The sequence below is a fragment of the Shewanella youngdeokensis genome (genome assembly GCF_033180165.1).
Taxonomy (GTDB): domain Bacteria; phylum Pseudomonadota; class Gammaproteobacteria; order Enterobacterales; family Shewanellaceae; genus Shewanella; species Shewanella youngdeokensis.
In genome coordinates this window covers 1,027,686-1,053,050 of record NZ_CP136522.1, presented here as the reverse complement: position 1 = coordinate 1,053,050, position 25,365 = coordinate 1,027,686, and the positions used below count along the sequence as shown (strand labels likewise).

Sequence of the window (25,365 nt, the reverse complement as noted above, 5' to 3'; positions counted from 1 at the left end):
AACACTGTGCTCTACTGAGCGTTAATGTCGATTCGATAAAGTCGTTCCCGCGGCAACAGTGGCGTATGCTGCTGCGTAGCATATTGACCAAACCCTGCACGGTAAAAGTCCGATAGTGGATGACCCGACTGACTACCGGGGATCGTTAATATTGCGTTAGCTTCATCACCAGGCTGCACAATAAAACGCTGTGAGGCGCCAAATGATGGACCTTGCACCGCTGGCATATAACTATCACCAAAACCTGCGACGACAGGCATATCGAGGAACCGGCTTAGGATCGGTAACGACTTTGAAAACGGATGCTGAATTTTTAGCGCGTTAACCAGCCCCCACCTTAAATCTTCCATATTGTCGTCTTGACTATGTTCAGCTAATAACTGTTGTTTAGCAGTTTGATAACTATCAAGCATATGTGCATTCCAACTTGAATGCGCTGCTGGTAGCCAAGAGCTTGGTTCCGCTTCAATTAACTGCCACATTGCAGGCTCTAAGTAACGCTTGAGCGCCGACAAGCTTTGTGACGATTTGTCCAACTGAGTTTCAAGCGGGGCAAAGGTATTATCAATTAACTGCTGTCGATACTGCCTAACGAGAGTATAGCCAATGGAGTCCGAACATGCACAAGCTTGCCAAGCCTTTAAATACTTAATGTCTTTAGCAAACTTCTGCGGATTCGAGCTTAACAAAGCAAGCAACTGTTGCTGCCAAGGCATTAAAAAATGCGCCTGGTTATCGAGCTGTAAACGATAAAAGTCATCCTTACTAAATTTATTTTTTGCAAACAAACCATCTCTAACTTGCGCACTACGAGCTCCCAATGCATAGCCGCCGTCACCGAGCTCAACATGTTGAGCCGTTGATACTACTCGTGAGTTACCAGACCATAAACGGTTGGTATCTGGATTGATTATATGCGGCAGATTAGCTTTATCTAGGCTCCAATTTTTAGCTTGGTATTCTTCCGTCGCAATCGCCACATCACTTGGATTAGTCCTTGACGGAAATGCCCCCGCTAGCTTCCAGGCAGCATTACCTGCGGTATCGACCAACATCATATTTTGTACTGGCATACCAATGTGACTCGCAACAGTCATACCTTGTTGCACGTTTTTAACGCGATCAAGTTCTGCTAATGATAAGTCGACGGCATAGTCGTGATGAGCGACCCAAGAAAGCGCATAGCGCTGCTCAGCAGTGCCTCTTACCGGGCCAAATGGCGATTTTATAATTTCATATTTAACTGACGAGTCCGGCAGTTTTATTATTTCCTCTTCAATGGTTAACTCTGTATTGGCATCTATTTCAACCCAGTCAGCGGTATCTATGTAGGCATTAGTAAAACCCCATGCAACATGGCCGTTGCTCCCCACCACAATGGCTGGAGCACCGGGCAATGACACCCCGGTAACACTGATGTTGTCACCGTTATGCTGATAATTTAGCTGAGCGCGATACCAAATAATTGGTACCGCAAAAGACAAGTGCATATCATCAGACAACATCGGCTTTCCATTGCGAGTTAAAGCGCCGGTAATAGCCCAATTGTTACTGCCTATTGCCAATGGTTCGCTGATAGGTTTAGGGACTGCTTGGCTAATATGGTGCGCTGCAAGCTCTGGAATAACAGGTGGATTAAGGCTAATTAAGCTGCTATCTAACGGCGCCTGATACTGGCTTGGTTGAAGAATGAAGTCCACCATTTCAGCGCCAAATAGGGACTGTAAGTAAGTCAGCGACAAGTCGCGGCTAATGGTTTTACCCTGCAAGTCTAAATACATGCTGAAGCTGACTAATAGGCTATCTGCTGGTTCCCATGGTCTGGGTGTAGAACCTGTAACCCAGTATTCAAATGCATCAACCGCTTGCGCTGCAACCGCATCATTAACTCCTTGTGCATAATGGGTTAACCCTGTTAATTGCTCCTGCGGTAAGGTTTGCAAAATCTTATTGGCTCGCTTTCTAAACTGGTGAAAACGACGACGCTTATCTAGCTCAAGCGCCTTTTCGCCAAATAATTCGGCGAGTTCCCCAGCAGCATTGCGCCTAAGCAAGTCCATTTGAAAAAATCGGTCTTGCCCATGAGCATAACCTAAGCCATAAGCTGCATCTTGGCGGTTGCCGGCAGTGACAACCGCCGTGCCTAAGCGGTCTCTTTCGATACTAATATTGTCGCTAATCACGGGACTAGATAACGTATCATTCAGCCTCGGTAAACTCATAAACAGCAGCAAATACACAGTCACAGCGATAATAAATACCACCGCTAGTAAACTAACTGAAAATCCTTTTACAATTTTACTCATCTACCTACCTGCTAATAGCTTATTTATGATTCATTAAAGTAACACCATAAAACCGTGTTACCAACTTGTTACGTAAGCTTTTGGTTAATCCTCAGTGTCGGCGCATAATTGAATTTATCGCTACATTGATTGCGCAATATGGCAAAATTAACATTCAGCCCAATAGTAAAAGAGAACTCATGGCAAAACCGAATAAAAAAGGGCCAACACAAACCGTTGAGATAGCATGCGCCAAATGTCGGACGTTACTGTTCAAGTATCGAAAAGGCGGGAAAGGCGCATTAATAAAATGCTTTAAAGAACGCATTGTAACCGACTATACCCACACCCCATGCACCTGCCCACAATGCGACCAAATTTTTGCGCGAGACACGTTAGTTCGTGGCGCGCCGGCATTTAAGTTTGTTGGCGGTAAGGTCACGATGAAGTAGCCAGTGTTTGAGTTAACAAACTCACCCGATAGTGGCGACATACTGTTATAATCAACAACGGTGAGCGTGACAGCACGCCGCTTTATGCCAATCACATTAGTGTCGTGTTCTGTTTATTGATGTGATAAATGCCGATTACAATCGGGGAATTTAAATAAGTTATTATTGTAATGACAAAATTCATCAACCGTAGCGGTACATTAAAGCATAGAAAATACCTTGAGATTTAATACGCTAAGTATTAAACCAAACTGCAATAAGCAATATAATAATCTGACAACTGAGACTCACCATGCCGTTTACTAAGCTTGGATTAAGCAATCCAATCGTTACCGCGGTAACCGAACAAGGTTACACCACCCCAACCCCTATCCAAGCTAAGAGCATTCCGGTGATTTTAAGCGGCCGAAATTTAATGGCTGCTGCGCAAACCGGCACCGGCAAAACCGCCAGTTTTGTATTGCCTATTTTGCAGCTCCTGAGTCAATCACAAACCCAGCGCAAAAAACGCATCCGCGCGCTGATTTTAACGCCGACACGTGAGCTAGCCGTGCAGGTCGAAGCGAATATTCAGCAGTACGGTAAGCACTTAGCGCTAACTTCAATGGCGATGTATGGTGGTGTTGATGCTGCCCCGCAGCGCCAACGTTTACTTGACGGGGTCGACATACTGGTCGCAACACCAGGTCGACTACTCGACATGTATACCCAACGTGCTATCCATTTTGATGAGCTCGACATTTTAGTGCTCGATGAAGCCGATAGAATGCTCGATATGGGCTTTATCGAAGATATCGACAAAATTATGGACAAGTTGCCAACAGACAGACAAAGCCTGCTGTTTTCTGCCACCTTGTCACACCAAGTTAAAACGCTGGCTAAAACCACGGTTGATCGACCAGTAGAAATTTCTGTGATTGCCAATACCGATTCAAAACCCAAAATCGAGCAATGGTTAACTACGGTTGATAAAGATAAAAAATCGGCTCTATTAAGCCACTTAATCAAAGAAAATAACTGGCAACAGGCGCTGATTTTTATCGAAACTAAGCAAGGCGCCGCCAAACTGGTAAGCCAACTTGAAAAGCGCGATATTCGCGCCGAGTGCATTCATGGCGGCAGAAGCCAAGAAGTACGCGAAAAAATATTAGCCGACTTTAAAGCGGGTAAAATTGGACTATTAATCGCCACCGGCGTTGCCGCTCGTGGTCTTGATATTGATGAGTTACCGTTAGTAATTAACTACGACTTACCTTTCCCTGCTGACGACTACATTCACCGAATTGGTCGTACTGGTCGTGCAGGCGCAAATGGTGAAGCGGTCTCGCTCGTTTCAAAGGATGACTTTAAAAACTTATGCATGATTGAAAGCCGACTCGGTCATTTAATTGAACGCCGAGAAATTGAAGGCTTTGCTCCGCGTAAAGAAGTGCCAATATCAGTATTAAACTTCGTGCCTAAGTTTAAAAAAATGACTGAAAAAAACAAAGAAACAGCCAAGCGAGAACCCAAGCGTAATGCCAAGTCTGCGGCGAATAAACGTTCTCAACACGATGACAAACGTAAACCGAGCAGCAAGCTACCACCGAACCCATGGAACGTTTAGCGCAGGCCATTTTACTTGGTAATTTATTGATATAAATACTAAGGGAGTTAAGGGAGTTAAGCTGTTTCAGCCTGACTCCCTTTTTTGTTTTTACTGGCGTGCTATTTTTGCTCTGGCATTAAAAACACCTCACCGCGGCAAATACACACCCATTTATGTTTACCACAACGGCACATTACTGAACGAATACTAAGGTCAGTACTATTGCTGCCAATAATTATTTCTGATTAAACAAATTCAATGCACTACGGCTCATCGCTCTGACACCAGTATTGATAGTTAGTGGGTAATCTGGCGCAAATTTACTTGAGTGCAATGACGGTAACGTTGTGCCGTTATCAAGGCTGAGCTGATACGTTTCTGGCTCAACCGACCCTAACCAAAAAATTGTAATTGGGCGTTTTTCTGGTGTTAGGCCGTATAAACCAAAATCCTCTCCCGCCATAACTGGCTCAGTTTTAACCACATTAGCCACACCAATTTCTTGCTCAATGCTGGCTTGCACGCTAGCTGCTAGTGCCGGGTCGTTATAGGTTGAGGGGATAGACTCGTCTTCGTGCACATGCACCTGAGGCATGAGTGATTCAGGTAAACCGGCACTGATAGCAATTCCCTTAGTTAGGCGTTTAAGTGCTTCAATTTGCTGTAGCCGAACATCAGGGCTGTATGAGCGCAAAGTCAACTGTAACTTTACTTCATCTGAAATAATATTATGTTTAGAACCACCATGAATGGAGCCCACGGTCATCACACTAGGTTCTAGCGGTGAGATCTCGCGACTGGCAATCGTTTGTAATGCCAGTACCATTCTTGAAGCTAACACGACTGGATCTTTTGTCGCGTGCGGATACGCGCCGTGTCCGCCCTGACCTTTTACGCTAACATCAACCGAGTCCACATTGGCAAGCGCATAACCTGGGGCGATCCCCACTTTACCTGCAGGGATCCCAGCGCTGACATGTAAACCTAAAATATAATCAGGGGTTGGAAACTGGCTAAATAGCCCCTCTTTTAACATCGCTTTGGCGCCGCCGCCCACCTCTTCGGCAGGTTGCGCCACCATCATTAACGTTCCCTGCCAATCAGCTTTGCTGGCCACGAGCTGCTGCGCAGTACCAATAAGGCTTGTCATATGAATATCATGGCCACAACCATGCATAATGCCAACGGTGTTATTGTTGGCGTCAACCGTAGTAACCGTTGAGGCATAAGGCTTACCAGTATCTTCCACAATCGGTAGCCCATCAGTATCTGCCCGGATCATGATTGTAGGCCCAACACCATTTTTATAAATACCAACAACTCCGAAACCGCCAAACTGTTCTGTCACTTCAAAGCCTAAACTTTTAAGCTCTTTTGCCATCCGCGCACTCGAGGCTTGCTCTTGGTAAGACAACTCTGGATGTTGGTGCAAATGCAGATACAACTGCTCTAGCTTTGGCATCGCTTTATTAACCGAGTCATTTAAGCTTGCTGCAAGAGCATGACTACTCAATGGTGCAGCCATTAATAGACATAGACTGAGTGCGAGGGGTGTTTTTGATAAGAGTGTCATAGCGATGCTTTCCATTTCAGACGGTTATAGAAAGCTTAAGCTACCACAAGCATGAAAAAAGAGTGAAATATAAGCCTTTACTCAGCCAATGTTTATTATTTACCCTGTTTGCCCCCTTAAGTACTGCCACCTAGGCTACCGCCTTAATCATTGTTACTAGCGGTAACCGTATCGCTCCTATTGTAAGTAACAACGACAGTAATACTTAATTAATTAGCTGCAAGAGTCGTACTTATTTGCCATGTTTGCTATTGTTTTCGCCCCAAGAACACGAGCAATAAACCCAATAATAGCCATAACGACAAGCTTCCAGCTACGGGGTCACCATACTCAATCTCACTGCCGTCACGGTTAGCACTTTCAAGTGGTAAAGCATAGAGGCTATCAAGTTCATTAGCGCTAACTGTCGCGACGATATCGCCATAACCTAACTCATACAAATCAATTAACACATCGTAGTGGCCTGTTGCATAACCAGCCTCAAGGGTAGTGAGCACTTCAAAATCATCATCACTTGCATCACCATAAATACTAAACACATCCGTGGTGTAATAGTGCAGCCATGGGCCACCATTGCGACTAAGGTACAGCTCTGCAAACACATTTGCGCTTTCGTTAACGTATTGCCCGCTGACATCGGCATCAAATGTCACGCTAAAAGTTTGGTAAAAACCGTCAGCGTCGTTATCGACAAACAGGCGAGTATAAGCATCGTAAATTTGAAATTGATGATAGATGGGGTTCGCAAATACGCTGGCAGATGCCTGTGCTTGTTGCTGGCGCACTTTTTTGTTTGCGCTATCAATATGGGCCTGAATGACCACTTCTCGCGTTTGCTTAGAAGCACTGGGCTGCACGGGCTGACGATTATCTATGAGTTGTTTTTGAGTGGTTGATAATTCACTATTTAGCCTAAATTGACGTTCAGAATCATCACTTTGCTTATAACCTGCTGAGACACTGCTAACCGGTATGTCCTTCGCCATCAAAGCCATTGGCAATAAAGCGATACAAAACCAAAGCGCATGCGTAATCCATTTCATCATTGATTTAGTTAGTTTCATGGTGACCTCAAGTGATTCATTACATGATGGTCATTAAAAGCCAATTCAAATGAACATAAGCTGAACATCAATACAGCTGCCTAGGGAAGCAAAACTCTGATCTTATATTCAGCTTGGGTTCATCTAAAAAACGCTATACCTAAATACCTAGGCACTCCACTGTGCAGGAATGATGACTAATCAAGCGCGATCTTTTAAACTGTGACTACCTCAACCCATTGGTGCTCTTAATGAAAGCTGTTCTCCTGTTGGTTTTTATATCGCTAACTACACTCGGCTCTTTACCTGCCTATGCTGGCGGGCATAAGCCTGCGTTCGCTATCGCCGCCATGGGAATCGCTAATGCTAGAGGTTCCAAGTCGTTACAGGTCAACAGTTCGCAACAGGCAGTACAGCTAGTTAAACGTCAGTATTCAGGAAAAGTCCTTAAGGTACAGTCGGCTAACGTTCGAGGTGGTGCTGGTTACCGGGTCAAATTACTATCAAAAGATGGCGTGGTTTTCTATGTCAACGTCAATGCAAAAACCGGCCGAGTAAGCCGCAAGTAATGCTCACGACGCGTCATGCACAACTGAAATACTATAAAGGCTGAATATGAGACTATTACTCGTTGAAGACGACCTTGCACTACAAAGTAATTTAAAGCAGCACCTACTCACCGCTAACTACACTGTCGACACCGCAGACGATGGTGAAATAGGCCTGTTTCAAGCCAAAGAATTTAATTATGATGCTGCGATTATCGACATTGGACTCCCCAAAATTGATGGCATAGCGGTGATCACTCAACTTCGTGAGCTGGGCATTGAGTTCCCTATTTTGGTGTTAACGGCACGCGACAGCTGGCAAGACAAAGTCGCGGGGTTAGACGCAGGAGCTGACGACTACTTAACCAAACCGTTTCAACCAGAAGAACTTGTCGCCAGACTAAAAGCGTTAATTCGCCGCTCAGCAGGTAAAGCAAGCCCCGTGATAAGTAACGGCCCCTTTTCACTTAACACCAGTACGCTAGCACTCACTAAAAACGGCGAGCCCATCAATCTCAGCGGCTCTGAATTCAAACTGTTTGAATACTTTATGCTGCATATCGGTGAGGTAAAATCTAAAACAGTGCTCACAGAGCATATCTACGACCAAGACTTTGACCTTGACTCCAATGTCATAGAAGTTTTTATTCGCCGACTACGTAAAAAGCTCGACCCCGACAATCAACTAGGCCTCATAGAAACCCTACGCGGCCAAGGGTATCGCTTAACCAAGCAGCCCCCAGTTAAGTCTTTATAACGATGTCAGCAACCAAGCGCTTACCTCAATTTATGCAATCACTCAAAGCCAGACTGATTGTAAGTGCACTACTGCTGATTTTAATTGTGATGCCACTAATTGGCCTCACCCTCAATGATGCGTTTAAACAACAAGTAAAAAGCGCTTCAATGAACGAACTCAAAGCTTATTTTTTCGCAATTTTAGCGGTAACAGAGGTTAATGACGCGGGCTTACAAATGCCCGAGGCACTGCTCGAAAACTCGTTTAATGTGATTCAGTCCGGTTTGTATGCAGCCATAACAATTCCAGCGCAAAAGTTACAACACCATCAACCTTCTAACCATGATTCTAGCAGCCATTCAATGCCGCAAATAACCGCGTGGCGGTCAGAGTCGTTATTAGGTATTGAGCTCCCCAATACATTGCCTTCACCGCAAAAAGGCCAAGGGCAATTTAGTGATATCTCATTAAATAGCCAGCCACATTTGATTTACAGTTTTAGCGTCAGTTTCGAGCGACCTACTAGCAATGGCGATAGCAGTAACCAATTTCCCATCACGATTCATATAATTAAAGACCAAACTGAGTTTCAGCAGCAAGTAACTCAATTTAGCCATCAACTTTGGCGTTGGTTATTTATTTTATTAGCGTTGTTACTAGTGATACAGATGGCGTGGTTGTGGTGGACGCTAAAACCGCTTTCAAGTTTAGAGTCAGAGCTTAGTGCGATTGAAAACGGCAAAGCAACCCAGCTTTGTAATCATTACCCAACCGAGCTGCAAGCAGTAGCATTGCAGCTCAATACCCTGCTTAATACCGAACAAAATCAGCGTAAACGGTATCGAAATGCTTTAGCTGATCTCGCCCATAGTCTCAAAACGCCATTAGCGGTCATTCAAAGTCAGCAAGATTTAAGCTCAGAGTCATTCGAACAAGTTTCTCATATTAACCGCATTATAGGTCATCAACTTAAACGTGCGCAGTCAGCCGCAGGAAGCGCGTGGCACTTAGGGGTAGAGGTTGTCGAAGTGTCAGACAAACTGGTTAAAAACCTACCCAAAATATATTGCCAGCCATTGATCGCTATTGACCAAAACGTTGACCGTAAAGCTATTTTCAAAGGCGACGAAGCCGACCTGTCAGAAGTACTCGGTAACCTACTCGACAACGCCTGCAAAGCTGCAGCCAGTAAAGTGTTGCTCAGTATTGAATATAACAACAAAAAGCTAAAAATATGTGTTGAAGACGATGGCGCAGGCATTGACGCAGCACTACAAGCGCAAATATTTGAGCGTGGCATAAGAGCTGACTCATATAAAATGGGCCATGGCATTGGATTAGCTATCGTACGTGACCTTGTTGATAGTTATCATGGCCGGCTATGCATTGGCCGCTCAACTCGATTGGGTGGCGCACTATTTAGCGTCGAATTTAATGGTTGATGCCACACTCGTTTCACTGATATTGACCGCCTTTCACGCTCGCTTTGTGCCGTTTTAGACTTTCAGCTTATGTTCATCTTGGTATTTCTATAATGACGCTATAGTCAAATATCGAGAGGAAACGATATGAATATCGTCAAACAATGCTGTTGTTGGCTGCTGGTTGCCCTATTGCAATTAGCCACACCGATCCATGCCTACGCTGAAGATGTTAGTAGTGCACAGCAAACTCAATTAAACGAGGGAGAGCTGGCGCAAATATTAGCCCCTATTGCTTTATACCCAGACAGTTTATTGACTCACATATTAATTGCCGCCACCTACCCATTAGAAGTTGTAGAAGCACAACGCTGGCAGCAAAAAAACCAACAATTAAGCACTGAAAACCAAGTAAAGACTGCAGAAACAATGCAATGGGACCCAAGTGTTACCGCCCTTGTTGCGTTTCCTACTGTATTACAAAAGCTCAGTGATGACTTGAAATGGACACAAGCACTTGGAGATGCATTTTTACAAAACGAAGCTCAAGTGCTAGACAGTATCCAAGCACTGCGTGCACAAGCAGACAATGCAAATAGCCTTGATGATCTGCAAAATATGCAGGTCACTAAAGTCAATAACCAAATCGTGATTGAGTCAGTTAAAAAAGAAGTGGTGTACGTGCCTTATTATGATCCTAGAGTGGTATACGGCACATGGCATTGGACCCATTACCCACCCGTTTATTGGGCCGTGTACCCAGGATATGTCACCCCAGGCCACGGACATTTTTATTGGCATACCGGCGTACACATTAGCTTTAACTATTTTTTCAGTGCGTTTCATTGGCATAACCATCATGTTGTAGTCATACACCATAAAAAATCGCACCACTACCGCCATCATGCCCGTATTACAACCAGTCATGGCGCAAAACGTTGGTCTCACAAACCGCAACATCGTCGCGGTGTGGCTTATAGTAATAATAGCCTAAGGCATAAATACAATAGTCCTAGCCGTGCTCGCAGCCAAGTAATAAGAAGCCCAAATAATAAACAGGTGGCTAAAAAACGTGAAGTGCAATTTGCCAAAAAACTACAGCAGCCAACTCGGCACAAAGCACATTTGGCTAATGGAAAGTCAGTAAAGAGCCACCAGCCAGCTAAAAGCCGTCAAGCAGTAAAGAGCCATCAGCCAGCCAAAAGCCGTCAATTAGTGGCTAAAAATCATCAACCAGCGGTAAACAAGCAAAAACACACTCGTAGCCAACAGACATACCAACAACCAAGGAACAGTCATAAGCAAGCTCGCAGCAACAGCCGCGCAAACCAAGCTAAACGCAGCAAAAACTAATAAACTGCGCCATAGCGAATAACCCTACTATGGCGCAAGCTAAAGACTAAAGACTAAAGACTAAAGACTAAAGACTAAAGACTAAAGCTCGTTTATACATCAACGATTAAGACGGCACCTCAAATACAGTAGAAGCGGCTAAGTGCCGGCTAGCCGAGTTTTTAAGCAGCGTTTTATTGAGCGATTTATTTATTTCAATCAACATGGCTGAAACGTCATTAAAGCGAGGGCGTAGCGACAGCTCTGGTTGCAAACAATCTTTACTTAGTTGTGCGAGTTGAGCAACTAAGGCACTTTGCTCCGTTGTTGAATTTAATCGATTAACAAGCAAATCATCAATTAAACAACCCAAAGCCCTAACCTCAATGCTTTCCATCGCTTCTTTTTGCATTGTAGGTAACCGATTGAGATTGGACGCAGCACCAAAATCTCCAAACAGCATCGAAGCTTGAAAATTGATCATAGTATTGTGCGCGTAAACGTCGCCATGACTAACACCATTATCATGAAGATGCGCCATAGCCGACGCCATTTGCATCAGCACTAATAACACCTGCTGCAGCTCAATGACATCACCTTGTACAAAGGTGTCGCGGGTGCAAGTTTCCAGCGAAGGCGGTAAGCCTAAGTTAGCGTATGTACGCGGGATCAGCTCCATCACTAACCCCAACTGATCGGCTTGATTAATTTGCGCCACGACTTTAATGATGTTTGGGTGCAATCCGGCCTGTAAGCAACACGCTAACTCATCACGCGGGTAACCATCACTGGTGACTTCACCTTTAAACAGCTTCACAGCTACATTCAAACTTTCGCCAAATAATGAATCCGGCTGCTTAATCCATTTGGCACTATAAATGACTCCAGATGCCCCCTGACCAATCACATCACCTAATTCAAGATCTGCCAAAGCCACAGTTTGCATCGGCTGAGCCGTTTTAATCTCGCTATTGGCATCTTCGCTAAGAGGGTTACCCGCAAGAGCTAACCAAGCAAGCTTAGGTAAAGTAAATAACCAATCAGGAAACTCAGAAAATTGGTTAGCCGATAATCGAGCTAATTCTAAGTTGCGGCACTGAGCCATACTTTGTGGCAACGAATGGAGTTGATTCCCCGCCAAGGCTAATTTTTGTAATCGGTGTAACTGCCCCATGTTCTCTGGCAAAGAGGAGATTTGATTGTCGGTTAAAATCAACCAACGAGTGGTAATGGGTAATGAGCCAGTAGCCACAGCTTTAAGCTTATTAGACTTAAAACTTATCATTTCTAATTGCGGACAAGCCGCTAATACGGCTGGAATATGTTCAAATTGATTATTGGTCAAAAACAATAACTTTAATTGCTGCAAACGAGCAAAATCAGTTGGCAGTTCAGTGAGCTGGTTACCAGATAAATCTAACACCTCTAGAGTGTCCGCCAGTGACAATATGGCTTTTGGGAATGTGGTCAATCCCGCGGCAAGAGTGAGCTTAGTTGCCCCTAATAATTCACCTGAATCTAACTGTGCCAATGTTTGCAAAATCTACTGCCTCACCCAATGCTAAAATGGTGGCAATGGTAATACATCTTAATTCAATGAGAAAGGCCATTATCAACAGCAAAACTATTGACCACTAAGTGTTAAGTGCCGCAGGCTTGGCAGCACAACTAACACGTCGGCGTAGCCGCGATATTAATGCCAATATGACTGATCCAATACTTTGCCATAGCGTATAGTCCTAACATTAACCAACCTCAATGTTGAGGTGATACTGCAACTAAAAGCTTACATTCAAGCAGCCTGCGGGTCGGTATTAAGGGATACAACTGCCTATGAAAAACAAACAAACGGCTAAAGTTCCAAGTAGTCGATTATCTAGATTCTCAGCATTAGGTGGTTTAGCCTCACGACTTGCAGGAAACGTCATGCTTGAAGGAGCCAAGAAGCTTAGTAAGGGTCAAAAACCGTCGCTCAACGAATTAATGCTGACACCAACAAATATTACTCACATGGCAGACAAATTGTCGGAACTTCGCGGCGCAGCAATGAAAGTAGGCCAAATGCTGTCTATGGACTCAGGTGAACTCATACCAAAAGAGTTGGCTAACATTCTGTCTCGATTGCGTTCGGACGCAAAAGCCATGCCTCACAAGCAGCTCATCGCATTATTAAAAGCCAATTGGGGGGACGGATGGCTTGAGCCATTTGCACACTTTGAGCTCAACCCATTTGCGGCGGCATCAATTGGACAAGTGCATTTAGCCACGCTCGATACCGGCGATAAACTGGCCGTTAAACTGCAATATCCAGGGATCCGCAATAGCATTGATAGTGATATAGATAACGTGGCCACACTGCTCAAACTGTCGAAACTCATTCCCACTAATGTGCAATTAGATCCACTGTTAACAGAGGCAAAACAACAGTTACACTTAGAAGCCGACTATCGACATGAATTATTAATGCTGCAACGCTTTCAATCATTAATCGATTCCAATGAGCTAAGTAAAGATGAGTTTATAGTGCCCTGCACCTATCCAAAGCTGTGTAATCAAAACATGTTGGTAATGTCATTTATTGAAGGACAAAGTATAGAATCTATACATTTGTTGGCGTCAGAAACCCGGAACGAGATCGCGACCCGCTTACTAAGCCTGTTCTTTAAAGAGCTATTTAGTTTCAGATTAATGCAAACCGACCCAAACTTTGCTAACTATCAATATCAACTTGAGTCCGACAAACTAGTACTGCTTGATTTTGGCGCAACACGCGAGATCCCAAGTGAAATTTCAGCTCAATACAAACAACTGATGGTTGCAGCGACAGAAAACAACCGGTTACAGATGGCTGCCGCAGCGCAAAAAATCGGTTTTTTTCAAGAAGAAATATCCACTGAACAAAAAAATTTAGTGCTTGATATCTTTTACCTAGCCTGTGAGCCACTTCGTTTTGAAGGCGAGTATGACTTTAGTAACGATACCTTAGCGACAAGAATAATGCAGGCAGGACAAACGATAAGCATGAAGCACAATGAATGGCATAGCCCGCCAGTCGATGCCATATTTATACACCGAAAGCTGGCAGGCCTGTATCTGTTGGCGTCAAAAATAGGGGCCAAGGTCAACGTAAAGCAGCTGTTTGAATTACAACTTATTCAGACACCTTTGACTATAAATCTTTAATTTTACGCTCTGCGGCTAACAGATCTTGCCCTGCGGTTATCGCCTGTACCACTTTAGAATTAAACTCGCGCCGATAAAGTGTCAACACCACTAGTAAACTGGATATAATCAACAATATAGGGTGGAAAAACCAACAAAGTAAAGCTGTCGAAAAATAGTAAGATCGTAAGCCAAAATTATAAGTATGTGCCGCTTGATCTTGCACGATAGCCATTTGCTTTGCGTAGCGGCGCAAATTTGCATTATTGCCGTCTTTATCGAATGGGGCTGCACCTATCATGACATCAAGAAAACCATACTGGCGCATCGACCAAGTAAACTGGAAAAAGGCCATCACAAAAATAAACGCCAGAAACACCAACTTTACCTGTACCAATGCATGATTAGGTTCTGCCGCAAAAGGAATGGTAGCAATGACAGCTTCCAATCGCTCTACTTGGGCAAACAGTGTTAATACACCAGCAAGTATTAACATAGTCGTTGAAGCAAAGAATGAAATATTACGTTCAAGGTTAGCTAAAAGTGCAGCCTCGCCAACGCGGACCTCTCGGGTCATCACTTCATACATCCAGTGAATTCTATGCTGATGCAAACATTTAGCAATACAGTTGGTATTCTTAGCTTTCGCTTTAGCAAACCTGGCATAGCCAACCCAACTAGACAAAAACACCACAATAGCCACAACATCTAACAAAGTAATTTTCATAACTGTCTCATAAGCACCGATAAAAGTAAGGCTAAACTACTTAGCATTGCATCTCGAAAAAATCATCTAAACCATAACATTAACACGGTTTAGTTAACTTCCGTTTAAGATCAGTATTTACAATTTGTAATGCCGCCAGAGCGACTTCTGGAGCGATATTATTTGTTTCAAAAAGCATGATGAGATCTACAGCCAATTTAACTTCGGCAGGAGCGGAAGCTAATCCGGTATCATCATTATTATTACTGTCACTCACACATTCACCTATATCTTTATATGCCGGATATAAAGCTTTATATTTAATCGTGTTATAGATCAAAACATAGAATTATTAAGATTTAAATACTTTACCTGAATACCTACAAAAATAGAGTTAATGCCAAGACCGTACTTTTAGCTAGCGGCAGTCAGCAATAAAGCCGAGTGCTAACCCGGCAAGGCGCTCAACTTCACACTGAATAATCAGTGTGAACTAACAAAGAGGCCCGCCAGTCCCGTATTACAACATCGATGGATTCGAGCTTTCACCCTTTAAATTGGCCGTTAACACTTCAAATAAAGCATCTTTTTCAAGAGGTCGATGGAAAAAATAGCCCTGAATAAAATCAACATTTTTTTCACTGACAAAAGCCAATTGCAAGCAAGTTTCAATTCCCTCTACCGTTACTTTTAAATTTAGAGCCCGGCTCAATGCAACAATTGCTGTTAGCAAAGCAGCTTGTTTTTGGTCTTGCACATCGCGGATAAAGCTCTTATCAATTTTAATGGTATCTACCGGAAACTCTTTGAGATAAGACAGCGACGAATAACCCGTGCCAAAATCATCGATCGCAATCTGTATTCCCAACTCGCGTAATTTGTTGAGCGAGTTGACCAAATGCACCTGCTCTTTCATTAACAACGACTCAGTAATTTCTAGCGTTAATTTATGATAAGGAAAACCATCAGGCTTTAATTCATTGCCGGAGTTAATTATTGAACTGATTAAGCAGCTCTGTAGGTCATGCGACCAAAATTCAAATGTCGACACGTTGACCGACATACTGACATCAATACCTAAAGCGTGAAAATCTAATAGCGTTTTCATTGCCTCAAGGCGAACTCGACGACCCAGTTCAATGATCAACCCACTCGCTTCGGCAACCGGAATAAATTCATCAGGCATAATCAGCTTGCCCTGATGACGCCAACGCACCAATGCTTCAACATTCAATATTCGATGGGTTTTAGCACACACCAATGGCTGGTAATGTAATTCAAACTCACGATTTTCAATGGCAAATTGTAACGCGTTGCATAATTCAGCCACTTTTTCTGCTTCAGATTGCATCTGTTCATTGAAAAAATAAAACTGATTGCGACCGCACTCCTTAGCGCAATAAAGTGCTTGATCAGCACAATTAAGTAACTGTTCTAAACTGGCGGCATCTTGAGGGAAACGGGCAATACCCGCACTAAAGCGAGTAAAAATTCGGTGGTGACTATCTAAAGAATACTCTTGAGCTACCACGGTTTTTAACTGCTGAGTAAGCGTTGATAAAACTTCAGTACACACTTCATCGGGGACAATAAGTGCAAATTCATCACCACCAATTCGGCCCAATATGTCATATTCACCCAGACAGCTTTTGATTCTTGCTGCCACCTGAACAATGACTTCGTCGCCTAACTTATGGCCAAGGCTGTCATTTATTTGTTTAAAATTGTCCAAATCCATCAAGATAAAACTAAAACCTGACTCAGGCTTAGTTGCTAATAATTGGATTTGTTGTTCAATTATTTCAAAAATATACGACCGGTTTGCTAGTTGAGTTAAGGGGTCAAATTTAGCTTGATGATGAATAATTTCAGCAGCGGTTTTCTTATCGGTGATATCTGACACAATCCAAGAATGTAAATATTCTGTATTATCAGTTTGCTTAAAAATAGCCACACTGACCTCGGCGTAGAAAATGTCATTATCGCCGCGAAATCCGACTAACTCTCCTTGCCAGGCTTTACCGTTGTTTATACTTTCAAATAAATCCGTCAACTGTGCCTTAGGGGATTGAGCAAAAATCAGGTGAGGTTTAAAAGTGCTCAATTGAGTTTTTGATGTGCGCATGACCTCAAAAAAGGGCCTATTAGCTTCTAACACCGTCCCTTTTGAATCAGTAACCAACAATGCCAGAGGCATTGTTTTAAAAATACCGGCACAAAGATGATGAAACTGTAACGAACGGTCTCGCTCAATCGCTAAACTTGCTAGCAATGCCGCTTCAGTAATAAGCTCAAGATCGTCGGCGCTGGGGCTTTTTATGGCATCGTAATACATCGCAAAGGTGCCTAATACCTCACCGTCAGCGCCAAAAATAGGCTCCGACCAACAAGATTTTAAGCCAAAAGAAAGAGGCAAGTCACAGTATAAAGCCCAGTTTTCGTGGGTTGCAATATCTTCAACTATAACCCGTTTTTTAAGATAAGCCGCCGCTCCACAAGAACCCACTTTGGGACCGATTTCAACACCATCAATCGCATTAATATAAGACTCGTAAAGGTTGGGTGACACACCTTTTTTTAAACGCTTTTTATCAGTACTAAGTAATAAAATAGACGCTTTGCAGCCTATATTGACCTCTTCCACTAACCGAATTATCACATTCAATATTGACGTTAATGACGACTCACCCTGCAACAAATTTAAAATACTAGCGTAGCGATTAGCGCTGATACTCGATGCTTTTACAAGACTTGGGAGGTATTCATTTTTAGTCATATGAACATTTAGTTTCAATTAACATACTCCATAAACTGACCTTCACTAATATAATTCTAAGGTCATTTTTCAATCCGCAGTACATCTGCGTTACGCCTGAACAACAAAATAAGGCGATTCAGCTCATATATTGGATTCAAAAACACAATACGCCATTCCCCTGAAAATAAAAAGTATTTAAAACAACATTTCAGTTTAAAAGTATTCACAATTAATAAGTTAGAGAAGCTATATGTATTATGTTGGTCATGCTATTTCAACATTCAAATGCTTAAATCCTCTCTAGGACTCCAGAGTCCATATGTTTTACTTCCACATGCTAAGCCGCATAGATATACTCATCGATAACAGGCATCAGCAGTAAACTACATAGGTAACACCCGATGGCAAAGATGGATTTCTCAGAAATTAATAGCACCACAGCTAAATCTTTCAATGAACAAAAGAACCTAATTAAACGCGTGTTTAAAGGAAATTCGGTTATTTGCACAACGTGTAATCAACCTCTGGAAATGAAGTTGCCTGTAAAAGGGCAACAAGAAAGCGTTTCAGGGATCCGATGTAAGAAAGGTTGTACGGATATCGAACTTGATATGGATATCGTCCTATAAAAACGGCATTAACTGGCTTCAATAGTTCGATATTTAGGCACTTGCATTGACACATGTCGGTGCCTAAAAATATACATTACCATCATTAGCAGTCACATTGTCCACGTTAAAGCAATCCGAAACGTTCTCTTCTAAAAACAAAATCTTACCAAGTAAAAAATCGCACTATCTAATATCACGATCTTTCATCAAAGTGATTCGCATTGATGAAGCAAAACTTGATCAATATCTAATGAATGCCGTCTATCACTTGGTAGACTTTGCCGACTTTAGTTAAATATAAAAATTAAATATGAAACAAAATCTATGTGAGCGCTTTTTAAAGTATGTCAGTTTTAACACCCAATCTGACGGCCAACAACAGTGTGTGCCCAGCACTCATCACCAGTTTGTTTTTGCGCAAGCTCTCCGTCAAGAACTGGTCAGCCTTGGTTTTAAAGAGGTCCAACTTTCAGACAAAGGGTATCTAACCGCCACGGTACCAGCAAACGTTGACAATATTCCTTGTATTGGATTTGTCGCCCACTTAGATACCGCACCTGATTACAGCGGCGAAAATGTTTCACCACAAATTATTGAAAATTATAACGGTAAAGACATTGCATTAGGCTTAGAAGAAGTTCTCAGTCCCGAGCAATTTAGTAGCCTGAACCAATATATTGGCCAAACATTAATTACCACTGATGGCACAACATTGCTTGGTGGTGACGATAAAGCCGGTATCGCTGAAATAATTACTGCACTGCATTACCTGCTCACCCATCCTGAGATCCCACACGGTAAGATTAGATTGTGCTTTACGCCAGACGAAGAAATCGGCCGAGGTGCAGACCATTTTGATGTGGAAGGCTTTGGTGCCGAATGGGCTTATACCATCGATGGCGGCGAAATTGGCGAGCTAGAATATGAAAACTTCAATGCTGCCACCGCAGTAATCACAGCAACAGGTAATAATTGTCATCCAGGCACTGCATTTGGCGTATTGGTCAATGCACAATCTATTGCTGCTCGCTTTCACGCTAAAATGCCATTAAAAGACACACCTGAATTCAGTTGTGACTATGATGGTTTTTTCCATCTAATTGGTATGGAAGGCGTTACAGAAAAAGCCACCCTAACTTACATTATCCGAGATTTTGACCTCACTCTTTTCGAACAAAGAAAACGTTGGTTAGCTGATTTAGTAGAGAAGTACGATAATGAACTTCAGTGCGGTAAGCTCTCCATTGAGTTGCAAGATTCTTATCTGAATATGAAGCAGCAAATTTTGCCGCACCCACATATTATTGATATCGCAACACAGGCTATGGTCAATTTAGATATTGAACCACAAATTAAACCCATTCGTGGTGGTACCGACGGCGCACGCCTTTCTTACATGGGTTTGCCTTGCCCAAATATTTTCACTGGTGGTCATAATTTCCATGGCAAGCACGAATATATTTGCTTGGAATCAATGGAAAAAGCCGCACAAACAATTATTGAAATTGCCAAACTGACAGCGTCACAGTACAGCAAGAAATAACCTGCAAAGCACAAGTACAACGCGGAGCGACACCTGTTGCATCCGCGTTTTACGTAAGCTCACTCACCTGTAATCCACTCTTTCGTTATCGCCATATTCAAATTTACTGCATTTGCGCCTACACTGTGCTGCATCTATAGCGACTCGAGTAACACTCCATGAACGCAGCCATCATTGGCGCAAGCGGATTAATTGGGCAACAACTTCTACAGCAATTAATTGATTCAGCAGCTTATAAAAAAATATTTATGCTGGGCCGTCGCCAAGCAAATTATACCGCGTCGAACCATTGTGAAGTGATATTTGTCCAATGCCAATTGTCACAGCTCGCGGCTACCTCTTTGAACGAGAAAATTAACCATGCGTTTTGTTGTTTAGGCACCACCATCAAGCAGGCAGGAAGCCAACAAGCTTTTACTGCCGTTGATAAAACAGCAGTTTTAGATTTTGTCACTGTATGCCAAGCCGACCAGAATTTTGTAATCACGGCGCTCGGCGCTAACGCTGCATCCTACTCCTTTTATAACCGTGTTAAAGGTGAAACTGAGTTAGCACTTGAAACATTACTCATCGCTCGACAACCTTCACGCTCTCAGCCTCAACTGGTGTTGTTCCAACCCAGCTTACTAATCGGTCCACGCAGTACAAATCGGCCTCTAGAGTCATTTGGGCAGCTGTTGTTTAAATTACTTAAGCCATTATTCATTGGCCCCTTAAAATCATACCAACCCATTTCAAGCCACAAGGTCGCGACCGCGATGGTTAATATGGCACTCAAACCAGACGCACTAAAGTTAACTGCGACGCAAACCCACCAACAAATCGTAAGAGTCCATAATAAACACATGGTGTGAATTACTCGCTCAGATAGATTAAAATACGCAGCTAATAAACCTCACATTGAACGGTTCGATGAAACTAAGCCCGCGATTACAAAAGATCAACTCGATGGTGCAACCCCATTATGACCACATCTGGGATTGCTGCTGCGATCATGGCTTATTAGGCGCGGCATTACTGCAGCGGCTCCAAAATGGCACGGTTCACTTTGTGGACGTAGTGCCTGAGCTAATGCAAGACGTAACAACCAAACTTGAGCGCTTCTTCCCTGTTATTGAGAATGTTAAACGGTGGCAGGTTCATTGTATTGACGTGGCTTTGTTACCATTAGCAGACAAAAGCCAAAGTCAGTTGGTGATCATTGCTGGCGTTGGAGGAGAGCTATTAATTGAACTCGTACAAGCAATTGTGGCACGATTCCCACAGCACTCACTTGAGTTTATTCTTTGTCCTGTTCATCATATTTTTGAAGTACGTACTGCGTTATCGACACTCAAACTTGGCTTAATTGACGAGCATTTAGTTGAAGATAATCAACGTTTCTATGAAGTACTGCATGTCTCCACTGGTTCAGCGCAAGTCATATCACCTGTAGGCAGCCAAATGTGGAATTTGTCTCAAACTAGCGATCAACGCTACCTACAAAAAACATTAGCCCATTACCAACGTTTGCGGGCTGGATTATTAACTAATCCGCTGGTCGAAGCGCCACAAATCAAGGCGGTTGAATCGATCATTTCGGCCTACCGAACACTTGAGACTAGTGACAAGGTTAACTCAATGAAGCATGCACCAGAGCACATTAGCGAAACCAAATGCCGCTAAAAATAAAGCGTTAATTACGTTATACTCTGCCCGCGTTTCGATGTAATTAAACAGCGTAGCTCAGCAGAGCACTATCTCTTACAGGCGATTATCACTAGCAAGCAACCATAAATAGACTGCAATAAAGCAAGGCTCAGCTATTGCCAAATTATCACTTTAATATTGAACACTTAACACTAAGACCCCTGACCTATGCGCTTATTAAAATCTACAATTCATGCCGAACTCCCCTCGCTAGATGGCAAACGATTTCACCGCCAAGCCGCCCGAGGCATTATTCTTGACGGCGAAAATATTCTTATGCTGTACACCGAGCGCTATCACGATTACAGCATTCCCGGTGGTGGGGTTGATGAGGGAGAAGATCTGCGTCAAGGACTGATCCGAGAACTAGAAGAGGAAACCGGCGCTAAGCATATTGATATTCTTAGCGAGTTTGGCCGTTATGAAGAGTTTAGGCCTTGGCATAAAGACGATTTTGACATCGTGCATATGGATTCATACTGCTATATTTGTACCATTCACCCAGAGCTGGGGGAAACCCGACTTGAGGCCCATGAAATACAAAATGGCATGCGTCCATTATGGGTTAATATCCATCAAGCAATTGCTCACAATGAACACACTATGGCCAATAGCCCTAAAAAAGGCATGTCGATAGAACGTGAAACTTACCTGCTAAAACTTATCGTTAAAGAACTCTTATAGGCAGTAAGTATAAGCCGCTACCACTGTATTAGCTTTAAAACCTGCACTGTTAAATCGGTACAAAAAAACGGCCTTTCGGCCGTTTTGATTTAAATATTACTGCTTTGGTTTTGGCGGGTAGTTAAGTAACAATGCGCCAATCGCTTTGTTAACCTCTTCCACTCTCTCTTCTGGCGTGTCTTTATCACGAATAGTGTCAGCAACCGAACCACGCCACATTAGTTGACCAGATTTAGTATCAACCAAATCTAAAATAAGTGTACCAACCTCGTATTCTCTAACTGTGGTTTGGCTGTGTCCATGACCACCCCAGCGCCAACCTGGACCATAATATGGGTTATAGCCGTAATGCGTGTTAAACGTATCGACATTAATTTTTTTGTCTATTTGAGTCAGGTAATTAACTAACACATCAGCCTTGTCAGCACTAACTAAGCGCAAACCATTAAGCTGCAGCTGCTCATTTACAGCATTACGTACACGCTGATCCATTAACCCTTCAAGGTTGTAGGTTGTATCTTCAGTCTTTTTTTCAACCCAAGCATAGGTTTTAACATTTGCAAAATTGATGCTTGGATCATAATCAGAGCTTGTTTTAAGTGAGCTACAAGCACTGAGTGCTAGTGCCATAATCACGACTAATAACTTATTCATGTTCTCTCCATTCACGCCGAATCGGCCTGCAACGCTATTTAAAAGAAGCTTACATAGCAATCTATTAATCTACAACTCAATTTTAAATAAATACACCGCTTGTTCAGCTTGACTTAAGAATCGGACTAGATGATAATGATTATCAATTACACTACATCGAGATAAATTATGTTCTGGTTCATTGCTGCACTTGCTCTTGGGAGCGTCATATTTGTGCTAACGCCTGAAAAGGCGGTTAACCAAGCTGACAACGGCCCTTCTATCTTCGATAAGTTAAGCCAACAGTCATTACTCATTTTACCGCTAATTATCCTCACTTGGGTGATAGTCGCGATTGTATCGGCCCCGATGACTCCTTTTGCCGCTGCTGCTATCGGTTTTGTATTAACCGCTGCGACAGTGGCACTGCCGCAACTACACAAATATCTTGCCCCTATCGCAGGGTTAACTTTTGTTTCGTTACTATTAGAGTTAATACTTTTTCTATAAGTATTTAAAGGTTAAATACTGGGCACCTAATGAGCTCAATATTATTAGCAATTGAAACCTTACCCAAAAGCCTGCATGTTTTGCATTGCAGTTTCCTCGATTCCCGTTTTTGAAAACTGCATGAGCTGCCCCCTCATTTGCACCGTCATTCACACTGGCAGTTTTGGCTTAAATGCAGCAGAAAAGACAACTTGGAACGGTTTATTTTTAATCTGCCAAGCCAAAATAGCTTCTTTTAAGCACTGACGCTTCACTCTCATCTTTGTTAAACTACCTATATCAGCACACTACTAATCATTGATATGAAATCCGATCCTAACGTTTCATTAGTTTATAGCACTGCTACAGGCAGAATTACTGAAGATAAAGCTCCGCAAACCGCTCCGAAAGGTGATGGCATTGTCAGAATACACAAAGACAGCAAAGGCCGAAAAGGCAAAGGTGTTTCGGTAATTAAAGGGCTAGAGTTGTCAGAAAAAGAGCTCAAAGCATTAGCTCAAAAATTAAAGAAGCAATGCGGCTGTGGCGGCACAGTAAAAGATTTTTGTGTCGAAGTACAAACAGATAATAGAGAGCAGCTTAAAACGATTCTCGAAAAGCTCGGCCACACAGTTAAACTCGCCGGCGGTTAGTCGCGACACCCCAAGGATGCTTTATGGATTGCTTACAAAATCATTTTCTCATTGCAATGCCTTCATTAAAGGATACTTTTTTCGAGCGTTCTCTGATCTATATCTGTGAACATGATGAAAAAGGTGCCATGGGAATTATGATAAATCGCCCCAGCGGCATCGTAGTTGACGAGCTGCTTGAACAAATGGAATTAACCGAAGAACCGCAACCGGTCACTTCATTTGCAAAAGAAGTACTTGTTGGCGGACCGGTAAATCCAGAGCGTGGGTTTGTGCTCCATAGCAACCAAGACTGCTGGAGCAACAGCGATAGTATTACCGATTCACTAATGTTAACCACATCACAAGATGTACTTAGCAGCTTAGGATCTAACAATGCGCCCGATAAATTTCTTATCGCGTTAGGGTATGCAGGTTGGACACGTGGTCAATTAGAACAAGAGCTTGCCGATAACACCTGGCTGTCAGTCCCAGCGACTACTGAGCTGTTATTTGATATTGAACACGAGCAGCGCTGGCAATTAGCCGCAGAGTCATTAGGGTTCGATATTTGGCAACTATCAAATTTAACGGGCCACGCCTAAACCACAAGTAGTGCCATCACAGCTCAATACTTGCCGTTGCAATAACAACGGCATTGTAGGGCAAATCAATTAAGCGTTAACATCAGCCCAAATCAGGAGTGTAAGATGAGTTCTCAAACGGTATTAGGATTCGATTACGGCACAAAAAGTATCGGGGTTGCTATTGGGCAAGAATTAACCGCCAGCGCCCGCCCATTAATGTCGCTAAAAGCAGTTGATGGGATCCCTAAATGGGAAGAAATTGGCAACCTTATTACTGAATGGAAACCCGACCTTATTGTTGTTGGTTTACCTCTGAATATGGACGGCACGGAGCAAGATATCACGCTTAGAGCGAAAAAATTTGGCAATAGACTCAATGGTCGTTTCGGCGTAAAAGTGGCGACTCAAGACGAAAGGCTCACTACAGCCGATGCAAAAGCCAGACTATTTGAAATGGGTGGATACAAAGCACTGACTAAAGGTCAGGTCGATGCAATGTCAGCCGTGTTGATAGTTGAAAGTTATTTTGAAAATCAATTTGGTTAAGTGGCCTTGCCATAAGCAACATTTGTACGACAAAACTAAAAAAGCAGCAATATTGCTGCTTTTTTAGTGGCTGTAAATTAAAGCTACTTATCTTTTTTTGGCTCACTACCGTTGGTTTTCTTTAACAATAGCTCCAGTAGTTTTTTACCTAATGGCTCAGGGCTATCAGGCTTGACAATTTTAGCTTCCCAATCTGGTTCACCCTCTAACGCTTTACTCCCAGCATGGGCAAAGGACGAAAGTGCTAACAACCCTGACGCGCACATAACAACACTAACTAATTTAATTTTTTTCATTTTACTTCCTTGTTGTGATTGATATTGAAGGGCTACTTCCTAAAACCC

At 42.9% G+C, this 25,365-nt stretch carries 25 protein-coding genes; 16 read left to right on the top strand and 9 right to left on the bottom strand.

Features of this window, described 5'->3' with window-relative positions:
• Positions 1–11: 11 nt before the first annotated feature.
• On the bottom strand, positions 12–2,306 hold the full coding sequence (locus RGE70_RS04540; protein WP_310470355.1) for a penicillin acylase family protein: 2,295 nt from the start codon (positions 2,304–2,306) through the stop codon (positions 12–14).
• A gap of 179 nt (positions 2,307–2,485) precedes the next feature.
• Between RGE70_RS04540 and RGE70_RS04535 the strand changes: the two genes are divergently transcribed.
• A complete protein-coding gene (locus tag RGE70_RS04535) occupies positions 2,486–2,737 on the top strand; it encodes a hypothetical protein (RefSeq protein ID WP_310470354.1) in 252 nt (83 codons plus the stop codon).
• A gap of 292 nt (positions 2,738–3,029) precedes the next feature.
• Positions 3,030–4,343: a DEAD/DEAH box helicase gene (locus tag RGE70_RS04530; protein WP_310470353.1), complete on the top strand. Its 1,314-nt coding sequence runs from the start codon at positions 3,030–3,032 to the stop codon at positions 4,341–4,343.
• 217 nt (positions 4,344–4,560) lie between these two features.
• On the opposite strand, the gene RGE70_RS04525 is transcribed toward RGE70_RS04530, so the two are convergent.
• Together RGE70_RS04525 and RGE70_RS04520 are read right to left on the bottom strand one after the other, a co-directional pair.
• On the bottom strand, positions 4,561–5,898 hold the full coding sequence (locus RGE70_RS04525) for a M20 metallopeptidase family protein (protein ID WP_310470352.1): 1,338 nt from the start codon (positions 5,896–5,898) through the stop codon (positions 4,561–4,563).
• A gap of 248 nt (positions 5,899–6,146) precedes the next feature.
• Complete coding sequence (locus RGE70_RS04520) at positions 6,147–6,962, bottom strand: choice-of-anchor H family protein (protein WP_310470351.1); 816 nt, start codon at positions 6,960–6,962, stop codon at positions 6,147–6,149.
• A 230-nt stretch (positions 6,963–7,192) separates the two neighbouring features.
• Here RGE70_RS04520 and RGE70_RS04515 point away from each other — a divergent pair, with 230 nt between their 5' ends.
• From RGE70_RS04515 to RGE70_RS04500, 4 genes are all read left to right on the top strand, one after another.
• Entirely contained in the window at positions 7,193–7,510 is a 318-nt protein-coding gene (locus RGE70_RS04515; RefSeq protein ID WP_310470350.1) for a PepSY domain-containing protein, read from the top strand.
• Positions 7,511–7,556: 46 nt separating this feature from the next.
• Entirely contained in the window at positions 7,557–8,246 is a 690-nt protein-coding gene (locus RGE70_RS04510) for a response regulator transcription factor (protein ID WP_310470349.1), read from the top strand.
• A gap of 2 nt (positions 8,247–8,248) precedes the next feature.
• Positions 8,249–9,670 carry an ATP-binding protein gene (locus tag RGE70_RS04505; RefSeq protein WP_310470348.1) on the top strand — a complete coding sequence of 474 codons (1,422 nt, stop codon included), beginning with the start codon at positions 8,249–8,251 and terminating at the stop codon, positions 9,668–9,670.
• A gap of 126 nt (positions 9,671–9,796) precedes the next feature.
• Complete coding sequence (locus tag RGE70_RS04500; protein WP_310470347.1) at positions 9,797–11,002, top strand: DUF3300 domain-containing protein; 1,206 nt, start codon at positions 9,797–9,799, stop codon at positions 11,000–11,002.
• Between the two features lie 106 nt (positions 11,003–11,108).
• Here the strand turns inward: RGE70_RS04500 and RGE70_RS04495 are convergent, their stop codons facing one another.
• Entirely contained in the window at positions 11,109–12,521 is a 1,413-nt protein-coding gene (locus RGE70_RS04495) for a protein kinase (RefSeq protein WP_310470346.1), read from the bottom strand.
• A 293-nt stretch (positions 12,522–12,814) separates the two neighbouring features.
• On the opposite strand from RGE70_RS04495, the gene RGE70_RS04490 reads away from it, so the two are divergent.
• Positions 12,815–14,164 carry an ABC1 kinase family protein gene (locus tag RGE70_RS04490; RefSeq protein ID WP_310470345.1) on the top strand — a complete coding sequence of 450 codons (1,350 nt, stop codon included), beginning with the start codon at positions 12,815–12,817 and terminating at the stop codon, positions 14,162–14,164.
• On the opposite strand, the gene RGE70_RS04485 is transcribed toward RGE70_RS04490, so the two are convergent.
• The 3 genes from RGE70_RS04485 to RGE70_RS04475 all read right to left on the bottom strand — a co-directional run bounded on the left by RGE70_RS04485 (position 14,151) and on the right by RGE70_RS04475 (position 17,643).
• Entirely contained in the window at positions 14,151–14,870 is a 720-nt protein-coding gene (locus tag RGE70_RS04485; protein ID WP_310470344.1) for a DUF599 domain-containing protein, read from the bottom strand. The two genes, RGE70_RS04490 and RGE70_RS04485, sit on opposite strands and share 14 nt — an antisense overlap.
• Before the next feature lie 79 nt (positions 14,871–14,949).
• Complete coding sequence (gene rsmS, locus RGE70_RS04480; RefSeq protein WP_310470343.1) at positions 14,950–15,126, bottom strand: pleiotropic regulatory protein RsmS; 177 nt, start codon at positions 15,124–15,126, stop codon at positions 14,950–14,952.
• A 243-nt stretch (positions 15,127–15,369) separates the two neighbouring features.
• Complete coding sequence (locus tag RGE70_RS04475; RefSeq protein ID WP_310470342.1) at positions 15,370–17,643, bottom strand: sensor domain-containing phosphodiesterase; 2,274 nt, start codon at positions 17,641–17,643, stop codon at positions 15,370–15,372.
• Positions 17,644–18,008: 365 nt separating this feature from the next.
• Between RGE70_RS04475 and RGE70_RS04470 the strand changes: the two genes are divergently transcribed.
• The 5 genes from RGE70_RS04470 (at position 18,009) to RGE70_RS04450 (ending at position 22,134) form a co-directional block, all read left to right on the top strand.
• A complete protein-coding gene (locus tag RGE70_RS04470; RefSeq protein ID WP_310470341.1) occupies positions 18,009–18,236 on the top strand; it encodes a hypothetical protein in 228 nt (75 codons plus the stop codon).
• 292 nt (positions 18,237–18,528) lie between these two features.
• On the top strand, positions 18,529–19,761 hold the full coding sequence (gene pepT / locus RGE70_RS04465) for a peptidase T (RefSeq protein WP_310470340.1): 1,233 nt from the start codon (positions 18,529–18,531) through the stop codon (positions 19,759–19,761).
• 158 nt (positions 19,762–19,919) lie between these two features.
• Complete coding sequence (locus RGE70_RS04460; RefSeq protein WP_310470339.1) at positions 19,920–20,615, top strand: Rossmann-fold NAD(P)-binding domain-containing protein; 696 nt, start codon at positions 19,920–19,922, stop codon at positions 20,613–20,615.
• Between the two features lie 58 nt (positions 20,616–20,673).
• On the top strand, positions 20,674–21,426 hold the full coding sequence (locus RGE70_RS04455) for a tRNA (adenine(22)-N(1))-methyltransferase (RefSeq protein ID WP_310470338.1): 753 nt from the start codon (positions 20,674–20,676) through the stop codon (positions 21,424–21,426).
• A gap of 192 nt (positions 21,427–21,618) precedes the next feature.
• Positions 21,619–22,134: an NUDIX hydrolase gene (locus tag RGE70_RS04450; protein WP_310470337.1), complete on the top strand. Its 516-nt coding sequence runs from the start codon at positions 21,619–21,621 to the stop codon at positions 22,132–22,134.
• Between the two features lie 96 nt (positions 22,135–22,230).
• Here RGE70_RS04450 and RGE70_RS04445 read toward each other — a convergent pair whose 3' ends face one another.
• Positions 22,231–22,788 carry a DUF4136 domain-containing protein gene (locus tag RGE70_RS04445; RefSeq protein WP_310470336.1) on the bottom strand — a complete coding sequence of 186 codons (558 nt, stop codon included), beginning with the start codon at positions 22,786–22,788 and terminating at the stop codon, positions 22,231–22,233.
• A gap of 168 nt (positions 22,789–22,956) precedes the next feature.
• On the opposite strand from RGE70_RS04445, the gene RGE70_RS04440 reads away from it, so the two are divergent.
• The 4 genes from RGE70_RS04440 to ruvX all read left to right on the top strand — a co-directional run bounded on the left by RGE70_RS04440 (position 22,957) and on the right by ruvX (position 25,021).
• Positions 22,957–23,277, top strand: coding sequence for a hypothetical protein (locus RGE70_RS04440; protein WP_310470335.1), 321 nt, complete (start codon positions 22,957–22,959; stop codon positions 23,275–23,277).
• A gap of 302 nt (positions 23,278–23,579) precedes the next feature.
• On the top strand, positions 23,580–23,909 hold the full coding sequence (gene yciH, locus RGE70_RS04435; protein ID WP_310470334.1) for a stress response translation initiation inhibitor YciH: 330 nt from the start codon (positions 23,580–23,582) through the stop codon (positions 23,907–23,909).
• 23 nt (positions 23,910–23,932) lie between these two features.
• Positions 23,933–24,493 (top strand): YqgE/AlgH family protein, encoded by a 561-nt coding sequence (locus RGE70_RS04430; RefSeq protein ID WP_310470333.1) that lies wholly within the window; start codon positions 23,933–23,935, stop codon positions 24,491–24,493.
• A 105-nt stretch (positions 24,494–24,598) separates the two neighbouring features.
• The gene (gene ruvX / locus RGE70_RS04425) at positions 24,599–25,021 is read left to right on the top strand and encodes a Holliday junction resolvase RuvX (protein ID WP_310470332.1); all 423 of its coding nucleotides are present in this window, start codon (positions 24,599–24,601) and stop codon (positions 25,019–25,021) included.
• Positions 25,022–25,104: 83 nt separating this feature from the next.
• Here the strand turns inward: ruvX and RGE70_RS04420 are convergent, their stop codons facing one another.
• Positions 25,105–25,317 carry a hypothetical protein gene (locus tag RGE70_RS04420; RefSeq protein ID WP_310470331.1) on the bottom strand — a complete coding sequence of 71 codons (213 nt, stop codon included), beginning with the start codon at positions 25,315–25,317 and terminating at the stop codon, positions 25,105–25,107.
• Positions 25,318–25,365 lie beyond the last annotated feature (48 nt).

Excerpts from the sequence above, each read along its gene's own strand:
- RGE70_RS04505 (WP_310470348.1), top strand. The coding sequence starts at position 8,249 with ATGTCAGCAACCAAGCGCTTACCTCAATTTATGCAATCACTCAAAGCC.
- RGE70_RS04460 (WP_310470339.1), top strand. The coding sequence starts at position 19,920 with ATGAACGCAGCCATCATTGGCGCAAGCGGATTAATTGGGCAACAACTT.
- ruvX (WP_310470332.1), top strand. The coding sequence starts at position 24,599 with ATGAGTTCTCAAACGGTATTAGGATTCGATTACGGCACAAAAAGTATC.
- RGE70_RS04520 (WP_310470351.1), bottom strand. The coding sequence starts at position 6,962 with ATGAAACTAACTAAATCAATGATGAAATGGATTACGCATGCGCTTTGG.
- RGE70_RS04490 (WP_310470345.1), top strand. The coding sequence starts at position 12,815 with ATGAAAAACAAACAAACGGCTAAAGTTCCAAGTAGTCGATTATCTAGA.
- RGE70_RS04515 (WP_310470350.1), top strand. The coding sequence starts at position 7,193 with ATGAAAGCTGTTCTCCTGTTGGTTTTTATATCGCTAACTACACTCGGC.
- RGE70_RS04510 (WP_310470349.1), top strand. The coding sequence starts at position 7,557 with ATGAGACTATTACTCGTTGAAGACGACCTTGCACTACAAAGTAATTTA.
- RGE70_RS04540 (WP_310470355.1), bottom strand. The coding sequence starts at position 2,306 with ATGAGTAAAATTGTAAAAGGATTTTCAGTTAGTTTACTAGCGGTGGTA.
- yciH (WP_310470334.1), top strand. The coding sequence starts at position 23,580 with ATGAAATCCGATCCTAACGTTTCATTAGTTTATAGCACTGCTACAGGC.
- RGE70_RS04440 (WP_310470335.1), top strand. The coding sequence starts at position 22,957 with ATGTTCTGGTTCATTGCTGCACTTGCTCTTGGGAGCGTCATATTTGTG.
- RGE70_RS04445 (WP_310470336.1), bottom strand. The coding sequence starts at position 22,788 with ATGAATAAGTTATTAGTCGTGATTATGGCACTAGCACTCAGTGCTTGT.
- pepT (WP_310470340.1), top strand. The coding sequence starts at position 18,529 with ATGAAACAAAATCTATGTGAGCGCTTTTTAAAGTATGTCAGTTTTAAC.
- RGE70_RS04535 (WP_310470354.1), top strand. The coding sequence starts at position 2,486 with ATGGCAAAACCGAATAAAAAAGGGCCAACACAAACCGTTGAGATAGCA.
- RGE70_RS04430 (WP_310470333.1), top strand. The coding sequence starts at position 23,933 with ATGGATTGCTTACAAAATCATTTTCTCATTGCAATGCCTTCATTAAAG.
- RGE70_RS04420 (WP_310470331.1), bottom strand. The coding sequence starts at position 25,317 with ATGAAAAAAATTAAATTAGTTAGTGTTGTTATGTGCGCGTCAGGGTTG.
- RGE70_RS04500 (WP_310470347.1), top strand. The coding sequence starts at position 9,797 with ATGAATATCGTCAAACAATGCTGTTGTTGGCTGCTGGTTGCCCTATTG.
- RGE70_RS04470 (WP_310470341.1), top strand. The coding sequence starts at position 18,009 with ATGGCAAAGATGGATTTCTCAGAAATTAATAGCACCACAGCTAAATCT.
- RGE70_RS04450 (WP_310470337.1), top strand. The coding sequence starts at position 21,619 with ATGCGCTTATTAAAATCTACAATTCATGCCGAACTCCCCTCGCTAGAT.
- RGE70_RS04530 (WP_310470353.1), top strand. The coding sequence starts at position 3,030 with ATGCCGTTTACTAAGCTTGGATTAAGCAATCCAATCGTTACCGCGGTA.
- RGE70_RS04525 (WP_310470352.1), bottom strand. The coding sequence starts at position 5,898 with ATGACACTCTTATCAAAAACACCCCTCGCACTCAGTCTATGTCTATTA.
- RGE70_RS04485 (WP_310470344.1), bottom strand. The coding sequence starts at position 14,870 with ATGAAAATTACTTTGTTAGATGTTGTGGCTATTGTGGTGTTTTTGTCT.
- RGE70_RS04455 (WP_310470338.1), top strand. The coding sequence starts at position 20,674 with ATGAAACTAAGCCCGCGATTACAAAAGATCAACTCGATGGTGCAACCC.